7 protein-coding genes are annotated in these 8,890 nt (G+C 74.6%); 4 read left to right on the forward strand and 3 right to left on the reverse strand.

All coding sequences use genetic code 11. The annotated features are described in order from the left end of the window. Nucleotides 1-256 precede the first annotated feature (256 nt). The 4 genes from Q4D18_RS09605 (at nt 257) to Q4D18_RS09620 (ending at nt 6,870) form a co-directional block, all read left to right on the forward strand. Nucleotides 257-2,389, forward strand: a complete 2,133-nt coding sequence (locus Q4D18_RS09605; RefSeq protein WP_303127746.1) for a PhoX family phosphatase — start codon at nt 257-259, stop codon at nt 2,387-2,389. Nucleotides 2,390-2,543: 154 nt separating this feature from the next. Then, a complete protein-coding gene (menD, locus tag Q4D18_RS09610; RefSeq protein ID WP_303127749.1) occupies nt 2,544-4,403 on the forward strand; it encodes a 2-succinyl-5-enolpyruvyl-6-hydroxy-3-cyclohexene-1-carboxylic-acid synthase in 1,860 nt (619 codons plus the stop codon). Next, complete coding sequence (locus tag Q4D18_RS09615; RefSeq protein ID WP_303127751.1) at nt 4,400-5,809, forward strand: geranylgeranyl reductase family protein; 1,410 nt, start codon at nt 4,400-4,402, stop codon at nt 5,807-5,809. Before menD ends, Q4D18_RS09615 begins: the two co-directional genes overlap by 4 nt. After that, nucleotides 5,806-6,870: a polyprenyl synthetase family protein gene (locus Q4D18_RS09620; protein ID WP_303127753.1), complete on the forward strand. Its 1,065-nt coding sequence runs from the start codon at nt 5,806-5,808 to the stop codon at nt 6,868-6,870. The genes Q4D18_RS09615 and Q4D18_RS09620 overlap by 4 nt, the downstream gene beginning before the upstream one ends. Nucleotides 6,871-6,874: 4 nt before the next feature. On the opposite strand, the gene Q4D18_RS09625 is transcribed toward Q4D18_RS09620, so the two are convergent. The 3 genes from Q4D18_RS09625 to rarD form a co-directional block, all read right to left on the reverse strand. Next, nucleotides 6,875-7,381 (reverse strand): HIT family protein, encoded by a 507-nt coding sequence (locus tag Q4D18_RS09625; RefSeq protein WP_303127755.1) that lies wholly within the window; start codon nt 7,379-7,381, stop codon nt 6,875-6,877. After that, on the reverse strand, nt 7,378-7,866 hold the full coding sequence (locus tag Q4D18_RS09630; RefSeq protein WP_303127757.1) for a hypothetical protein: 489 nt from the start codon (nt 7,864-7,866) through the stop codon (nt 7,378-7,380). Before Q4D18_RS09630 ends, Q4D18_RS09625 begins: the two co-directional genes overlap by 4 nt. 61 nt (nt 7,867-7,927) lie before the next feature. Further along, a partial coding sequence (gene rarD / locus Q4D18_RS09635; protein ID WP_303127759.1) for an EamA family transporter RarD occupies nt 7,928-8,890 on the reverse strand: 963 nt, incomplete at its 5' end.

Raw genomic sequence — 8,890 nt, forward strand, 5'->3', positions numbered from 1 at the left:
CCGAGCGGGTGCGCGCGGCGCATGCCGCCCTCGCGGGGAGGGCGCCCGCCGGCGGACCCGCGAGCGGACGCGGCGCCCGTCGCTAGGGCACGCCCCGGGGGCGAAACGCCTGGGACGAGGAGAGTTCGGCTCCGGTTCACCTCCGGGACGTCGGACGGCCCCTGAGGTGCACCACGGTGGGTGCCGAGACGCGGCCCCGGCCCGTCCGCGGCGCGCAGCACCCGCGCGTCGCCCCCGTCACCGCGAAGGACGTCCCATGCTCAAGCGCCTCCTGCCCATGGCCGGTCACACCCGTGGCAACCGATCCGCCGTCACGTGCGAGCTCAAGTGCGGCAACGCGTGCTCGCACCCGATCCCCAACACCTCCGCCAACGAGACCTTCCAGCAGGTCGCCGAGCGTGCGATCTCGCGCCGCGCGGCCCTGGGCGGCGGCGCGGGGCTCGCCGCCGCCGTCGTGATCGGCGCGAACGTGGTCCAGGCCCCCGAGGCGCTCGCGGACAATGGCACCCGCCCCACCGGCGGCGGCAAGCTCGACTTCGAGCCCATCGCGCCCGTGTCGCGCACCGTGGACACCGTCACCGTGCCGGAGGGCTACGACTGGGGCACGATCATCCGCTGGGGCGATCCGCTGTTCGAGGACTCCGAGGAGTTCGACATCCGGCGTCAGACCGGGACGTCGGCGGCCGGCCAGTTCGGCTACAACTGCGACTACCTGAACATCATCTCGGACGGCGGCGACGACCGCTCGGGCTACCTCGTGTCCAACCACGAGTACACCAACGAGAACATCATGTTCCCCCCGGACTACATCATCTCCCACCGCAAGGACGTGGTGGACGCCGGCATCCAGTCGCACGGCCTGTCCGTGGTGGAGCTGGAGCGCGCCAAGCGCGGCCAGAAGTGGGAGTACGTGCGGGGCGGCCGCCGGAACCGCCGCATCACCGGCACCACCCCCTTCCGCGTGCAGGGACCTGCCGCCGGCCACGCCCTGCTCAAGACCGTCGAGGACCCCACCGGCACCCGCGTGCTCGGCACCCTGAACAACTGCGCCGGCGGCACCACCCCGTGGGGCACCGTGCTCTCCGGCGAGGAGAACTTCAACCAGTACTTCAAGGGCCGCGGCACCCCCGAGGAGGCCCGCTACGGCATCTCCCCGAAGCCCACCCAGCGCGGCTGGGAGCTCTTCCACGACCGCTTCGACCTCACCCGGGACGGCTACGAGAATGAGGCCCACCGCTTCGGCTGGATCGTCGAGGTCGACCCCGAGGACCCCACCTCCACCCCCGTGAAGCACACCCTCCTCGGCCGCTTCAAGCACGAGGCCGGCACCGCCGTCCTCTCCGAGGACGGCCGCGCCGTGGTCTACTCGGGCGACGACGAGCGCCACGACTACCTCTACAAGTTCGTCTCCGCGAAGAAGTTCGTCAAGGGCGACAAGAAGCACAACATGCGCCTCCTGGACGAGGGCACGCTCTACGTGGCCAGGTTCACTGGCGACTCCCCGACGTCCCAGATCGACGGCAGGGGCACCCTGCCCTCCGACGGCGCGTTCGACGGCGCCGGCGAGTGGATCGCCCTGGCGTCCGACAAGAAGTCCTACGTCCCGGGCATGTCCCTGGCCGAGGTCCTCGTGTTCACCCGCCTCGCCGCGGACAGGATGGGCGCCACCAAGATGGACCGCCCGGAGGACGTGGAGACCAACCCGGTCAACGGCAAGGTCTACATGGCCCTGACCAACAACACGAAGCGCACCGCGGTGGACGAGGCCAACCCCATCGTGGGCAACCGCGACGGCCACGTCATCGAGCTGACCGAGAAGGGCGGCGACCACACCGCCACGACGTTCAACTGGGTCATCCTGCTGCTCGCCGGCGATCCGGCCGTGTCCTCCTCGGCCTACTTCGCCGGGTACCCCAAGGAGCTCGTCTCCCCGATCTCCTGCCCGGACAACGTGGCGTTCGACTCCGAGGGCAACCTCTGGATCTCCACCGACGGCCAGCCGGGCACCATCGGCCTGGCCGACGCCCTCCACAAGGTCACCCTCGAGGGCCCGGAGCGCGGCCGCGTCGAGCAGTTCCTCGCCGTCCCCCGCGACGCCGAGACCTGCGGCCCGGTCATCCACGACCGCGACAACTCCGTGTTCGTCAACGTCCAGCACCCGGGCGAGGACGGCACCTGGGGCGCCCACACGTCCTACTTCCCGGACTTCCTCTCCCCGTCCGGCCCGGTGCAGATCGGCAACAGGGTCGCGGCCCCGCGTCCGTCCGTCGTGCAGGTCTTCAATGTGACCGGGAACAACGGCGTCGGCAAGGGCCCCGGCAAGGAGAAGGGCAACGGCAAGGGCAATTCCGCCTTCGGCCACGCCCAGGGGAAGGGTCCGAAGCACTGACCTGCGCCCACGGGTGACCGCGCCCCTGCGACATCACCGCCGTTCCGCCCGGCGATGATGTCGCAGGGCGTCGGTCCGGAGATCACGAGGCTGCCGCGGCACCCCGCCCCGGCGGCCTCGTCGTGTCCGGGGCCCGCCTAGACTGGCCACCACCATGTCTTCCGTCGACTCGACCACCCTGGCCCGCACCGTGGCCGCCGCCCTGATCGAGGGGGGCATGCGGGAGGCCGTGATCTGTCCCGGCTCCCGGTCCGCGCCCCTCGTGTACGCGCTCGCCGAGCAGGAGCGGGCCGGCCGGATCCGCCTGCACGTGCGCATCGACGAGCGCTCGGCCGGCTTCCTCGCCCACGGCCTGTCCCTGGCCACAGGGCGCCCGGTGGGCGTGCTGACCACCTCGGGCACCGCCGTCGGGAACCTGCTGCCGGCCGTGATGGAGGCCTTCCACGCGGGCTCCCGGCTCGTGGCCCTCACGGCCGACCGCCCCGCCGAGCTGCACGGCACCGGCGCCAACCAGACCACGCAGCAGGAGGGCCTGTTCGCCCTGCACACCCGCGCCCAGGCCGCCGTGCACGGGGACCCCGCCCCCGGGGAGGACGAGGCCGCCCACCTGGACTCCGTCGCCTCGGCCGTGCGCCGGGCCCTGCTGCGCTCGGACGGGTTCGTCGCACAGCGGGCCGAGGACTCCGTGGCCGTCGCCGAGGCCCCCGCCGGGCCGGTGCACCTGAACCTGCGCTTCCGTGAGCCGCTGGTCCCGGGCGCGGAGCAGCTGGCCGCGATGGCCGCCGTCGTGCCCGCCCCCGAGGCCGAGGAGCACCAGGACGCCCGCGTCCCGTGGCGGGCCCCGGGGACGGACCTCTCCGGCGGGCCCGAGCTGGACGTCTCGCGCCGGGACGCCCGGTGCACCGTGGTGCTGGCCTGCCACGGCGCCGGCCCGGTGGCGGCCGCGTTCGCCGTGTCCATGGGCCTGCCGCTCCTGGCCGAGCCCAGCTCCGACGCGCGGTTCTCCGTCAACGCGATCGCCGCCTACCCCCTGCTGCTCGGCCCGGGCGGGGGCACGAGCCCCCAGGCCCACCCGCTCGCGGCCCGGATCGAGCGGGTGGTGCTCTTCGGCCGCCCCACGCTCACCCGGCCCGTCACCGCCCTGCTGCGCCGCACGGACGTGGAGACCGCGCTGTTCGCCCCCGAGCCGGTGCCGTGGTTCGAGCCCGGCCGCCGCTCCGAGCGCGTGATCGCGGACCCCGCTGAGCTCGCCGCGTTCGCCGGGCAGGGCCGGCCCGGCTGGCTGGCCGCCTGGCAGCGGGCGTCCATGCGCGCCCAGGCCGCCCTCGAGGACGTGCTGGCCCGCCGGGACCGGGACCACGGCCTCAGCCCGCAGTCCGTGGCGCACGTGGTCCCGGCCGTCTCCCGCGGTCCGCTGGTGCTCGGCTCGTCCTCGCTCATCCGGGACGTGGACCTGACCTGGCGCCCGCCGGCGGCCCCGGACGTCCAGGTCTTCGCCAACCGCGGGCTGGCCGGGATCGACGGCACGATCGCCACCGCCGCGGGCGTGGCCCTCGGCACGGACCGGCGCACCGTGGCCCTCGTGGGCGACCTCACGGCGCTCCACGACTCCGGCGGCCTGCTGCAGGGTCCCGGCGAGCCGGAGCCGGACCTGGACGTGGTGGTGGTCAACGATGCCGGCGGCGCCATCTTCGCCGGGCTCGAGCACGGGCAGGTGGCCCGCGCCAAGGGCATGGCCGGCACCGTGGAGCGGTTCTTCGGCACCCCGCACACCGTGGACTTCGCGGCGCTGGCCGCCGCCCACGGGCTCGCCCACGTGGCCGTGACCACGCGCGTGGGCCTCGTGCACACGCTGGCCGACCCGGTCCGGGGCCGGCGCCTCGTGGAGGTCCGCTGCGACCGCGCGGACCGGCCCGGCGTCACCGCCGCGATCGCCGAGGCCGTGGCCGCCACGTTCGAGGACGCGCCGCAGTGCCTGCCGCTGGACCTGGCCCTGACCGAGGAGGAGTCATGACCGAGCACCCCGCCCCCGAGGCCGCCGCGCACGGGGCCGCGCCCGCCCGTCCCCGCCGGGCGGACGTCCTGATCTCCGGGGCAGGTCCGGCCGGCGCCACCGCGGCGGCTCACCTGGCCGCGGCCGGCCTGGACGTCGTCGTGCTGGAGAAGTCCGCCTTCCCGCGGGAGAAGGTCTGCGGGGACGGGCTCACCCCGCAGGCGGTGCAGGAGATCCGGAACCTGGGGATCGAGCACCGCGGCGGCCCCGACGACGACGGCGGCTGGCAGGTGATCCGCGGGCTTCGCCTGCGCGCCGGCGAGCGGTCCGTGGACGTGCCCTGGCCGACGACGGCCAGCTGGCCCGACTACGCCCTCACCCGCACCCGGCGGGACTTCGACGCGATCCTGGCGGACACGGCCCGGGCCCGCGGGGCCACGGTGCTGGAGCGGCACGCGGTCACCGGGGTGACCCGGGACGTGGCCGGCCGGGTGGACGGGCTCACCGCCGAGCTGATCTCCGAGAACGGCCGCAAGACGGGGGAGACCGTCACCTGGCACGCCCCGATCGTCCTGGCCTGCGACGGCGTCTCCGCGCGCGCCGCCGTGTCCATGGACGTGCACCGCCGCACGGACCGTCCCATGGGCGTGGCCGTGCGCGCCTACTACACCGCCGGGGCGCCGGGGGAGGACGGCGCGGCGCCGGCCCTGCCCGGCGACCGCGCCGAGTGGATGGAGTCCTGGCTGCGCCTTCCGGACGCCGAGGGCAACCCGCTGCCCGGCTACGGCTGGCTCTTCCCGCTGGCGGACGGCACCGTGAACGTGGGCCTGGGCATCCTGGACACCTCCCCGCAGTTCGGGAAGCTCGACTACCGGAGGCTGCTGAGGGACTGGACCGGCGCGCTCGAGGCCGACTGGGGCATCTCCGAGCAGACCCGCACCTCCAGGATCCTCGGCGCGGCCCTGCCCATGGCGTTCAACCGCACCCCGCAGCACGTGCCCGGCATGCTCCTGGTGGGCGACGCCGCCGGCATGGTCTCCCCGTTCAACGGCGAGGGCATCGGCTTCGCGATGGAGGCCGCGCGGATCGCCGCGGAGCTGTCCGTCGAGGCGCTGGCCGCCGGCTCGCCCGCCGCCGCGGACGCCGTGCTCTCGCGCTACCCGGTGATCACCCAGCACCTGTGGGGCCGGCACTTCCGGCTCGGCGTGCAGTTCGCGCAGCTGATCGGCCGGCCGCGGGTGATGCGGGCGGCCCTGGCCACGGGCATGGCCGTGCCCCCGCTGCTGCGCACGGTGGCCCGCGTGATGGGCAACGTGGTGGATCCCGCGGGCGGCGACGCCGTGGACCGGGCGGTGCGGATCCTGGAGTCCGTGACGCCCTCCCTCACCACCGCCGACGCACCGCGTCCGGGTAGGCTTGACCGGTGACCACGTCTGAGCCCGGCTTCGCCCTGCCCCCCGGATTCGACCCCCTGGCCGAGCACGGCCGGGTGCTCGAGTCCGTCCTGACGGCGCTCGAGCGGGTCGAGGCGCAGCTGACGGAGTCCCTGGCCTTCGACGACGAGTTCTCCCAGACCGCCGCCCGTCACCTCGCCGCCGCCGGCGGCAAGCGCGTGCGGCCCGTGCTCACCGTGCTCGCCTCCCTCCTGGGGGACCCGGGCCTGGCCTCCGGCGAGGTCGGCGACGTGGGCCCCGAGGTGCGCCAGGCCGCCGTCGTGATGGAGCTGACCCACCTGGCCACCCTGTACCACGACGACGTGATGGACGAGGCCCCCGTGCGCCGCGGCGCCCCGGCCGCGCACCGGCTCTGGGGCAACGCCCAGGCCATCCTGGCCGGCGACCTGATCTTCGCCCGCGCCTCCCAGCTGATGGCCGAGCTGGGCCCGCGGCCCGTGCGCGTGCAGTCCGAGACCTTCGAGCGGCTCGTGCAGGGCCAGCTGTGGGAGACCCGCGGCCCCGCCGAGGGCCAGGACCCCCTGGAGCACTACTACCGGGTGCTCGGCGGCAAGACCGGCTCCCTGATCTCTGCCGCGGGCGTGCTCGGCGCGTTCCTGGGCGGGGCGGACGAGACCGTGGTGCAGGTGATGGCGGACTACGGCGAGCGGGTCGGCATGGCCTTCCAGCTGGCCGACGACCTGATCGACCTCACCAGCACCGCCGAGGAGCTCGGCAAGACCCCGGGCACGGACCTGCGCGAGCGGGTGCCCACCCTGAGCACCCTGCTCGTCGCCCGCGCCGCCGCGGGTCAGGGCCCCGAGGCCGAGGAGGCGCGCCGCGTGCTCGCCCTCGTGGAGGGCCCGCTGGACACGGACCGGCAGCTGGCCGACGCCGTCGCCGCCCTCGCCGCGCACCCGGCCTTCGTCGAGGCCGGCGCCGTGACCCGCGGCTGGGCCGCGGATGCCAAGGCCGCCCTCGCCCCGCTGTCCGACTCCGTGGTGAAGGAGGCCCTCGAGGCCTTCGCCGACTACGTGGTGGCCCGCACCGCCTGAGCCGTCAGATCCGGGTGGGGCCCATGTCCAGGACGGCCGCGAGCTCGCGGGCCTTGGCGGCCCGGACCTCCGGCGCCACGGCGTGGCGCAGCTGCCGGTAGAGCAGGTCGTCCTCGTAGCGGGGGAAGACGTGCAGGTGGTAGTGCCACACGTGCTGGTTGCCCGCGGGCTCGTTGTGCTGGCGGGTGGAGACCCCGTCCGGCGCCCACGCCTCCTTCATGGCCAGCGCCACCTGCTTGGCGGTCAGGGCGATGCGCTGCAGCACGCGGGAGGGCAGCTCGTAGAGGTTCTCGAAGTGCTCGGCCGGGCACACCATGGCGTGGCCCTCGTGGTCACCGAAGCCGTCCACCGCGATCAGGACGATCACGTCCTCGTCCTGGTACACGGTGTCCGCCGGCTCGCACCGGTTGCCCGGATCGGAGGTGTCCCCGGCCACCAGCCCGCAGAACGGGCAGACGTATCCCTCGGGGGCGTGGGAGGGCAGGCCGGAGGGCGTGGTGGACGCGGTCATCGGTCCGCGGCCTCGTCGTCGTCGGCCTCGAAGGTCCACACCAGCAGGTCCGTGACGAACTCGCTGAACGTGCCGCCCTCGTCCGTCCACGCGCCGTGCTCGGCCTCGGCCCCGGTGGAGCGGCGGTGCACCAGCGGGTCGGGCAGGGACAGGTTGGCCACGGGCAGGCCCCACACCACGGTCTCGCCCGCGTCCTCGAGGAACATCAGGAAGCCGTCGCGGACCTCGAGGTCGTCCGGGTCCCACACGTAGTGGTCCGTCTCCAGCAGGTCGCCGCAGTTGCCCAGGGCCCGGTAGAACTCGCGCAGCGCGGTGGGGAGCACGAGGGCCTCGCCCAGCTCCTCGGCGGCGGGGGAGGCGGCCAGGCGCGCGTCGATCTCGGCGTCGGCCAGGCCGTCGTCGTCCTGCCAGGGCTCGCCCAGCAGGTCCGGCACGAGCTTCTGGAACGCGGGCAGGTACACGGGGGCGGGGGGCTTGGGGGGCATGGGGCCAGTCTAGGGGCGGGTCCCGACGCCGGACCCGGGCCGGGCGGCGCCCGTTGCCCGCTCAGGCCGCGGCGGAACGCCGGGCCCGGTCCCCCCGACGCCGCAGCCGGCCCTGGTGCACCTGGTCCGCGGTGAACACGGCCAGTGAGAGCCAGATGAGGCCGAAGCCCACCCAGCGGGCGGCGGGCATGTGCTCGCCGAGCACCAGCACCGCCACGAGGAACTGGCCCACGGGGGCCACGTACTGGAGCATGCCGAGCGTGGTCAGCGTGAGCTCCCGGGCCGCGGTGGAGAACAGGATCAGGGGCAGGGCGGTGACGACGCCGGAGGCCGCCATGAGCCAGAAGTGGCCGGGGCCCTCCGTCACGGTGGTCAGCGCGCCGGCCCGCGCCAGCACCACGGTGCCGACGGCGAACGCCGGCAGGAGCGCGATGGTCTCGGCGGTCATGGTGGTCACGGCGTGGACCGGCACGGGGAACCGCTTCTTGACGAACCCGTAGAGGCCGAAGCTGAACGCCAGGCCCAGTCCGATCCACGGCACCTCGCCGAGGGCCACAGCCATGACGAGCACCGCCGTGACGGCCACGGCGACGGCCGCCCACTGCAGCCGGCGCAGCCGCTCGCCGAGGAACAGCACGCCGAGGAGCACGTTGACCAGGGGGTTCATGAAGTAGCCCAGGGAGGCCTGCAGCACGTTCCCGCTGGTCACGGACAGGGCGTAGAGGAACCAGTTGACGCCGATCAGCGCGGCCGCCAGGCCCGTGGTGCCCCACCGCCCCGGCGTGCGCAGCGCGGTGACGACCTCCGGCAGGCGCCGCATGAGCGTGAGCAGGACCAGGCAGAACAGCAGGGAGAAGCCGATCCGCACCACCACGATCTCCACGGCCGAGGCCGGGTCCAGGGCGGACATGTACAGCGGCAGCAGCCCCCAGATCAGGTACGCGCCCAGTCCGTACGCCAGGCCGCGGGGCGAGGAGCCGGACTCGGCCGGCCGCACGGTGGGCCGGGCCCCGGTGTCCGGGGC

This window comes from Micrococcus sp., assembly GCF_030523875.1.
GTDB lineage: Bacteria > Actinomycetota > Actinomycetes > Actinomycetales > Micrococcaceae > Micrococcus.

Coding starts and splice junctions, on each gene's coding strand:
- Q4D18_RS09615 (WP_303127751.1), top strand. CDS start 4,400: ATGACCGAGCACCCCGCCCCCGAGGCCGCCGCGCACGGGGCCGCGCCC.
- menD (WP_303127749.1), top strand. CDS start 2,544: ATGTCTTCCGTCGACTCGACCACCCTGGCCCGCACCGTGGCCGCCGCC.
- Q4D18_RS09605 (WP_303127746.1), top strand. CDS start 257: ATGCTCAAGCGCCTCCTGCCCATGGCCGGTCACACCCGTGGCAACCGA.
- Q4D18_RS09630 (WP_303127757.1), bottom strand. CDS start 7,866: ATGCCCCCCAAGCCCCCCGCCCCCGTGTACCTGCCCGCGTTCCAGAAG.
- Q4D18_RS09625 (WP_303127755.1), bottom strand. CDS start 7,381: ATGACCGCGTCCACCACGCCCTCCGGCCTGCCCTCCCACGCCCCCGAG.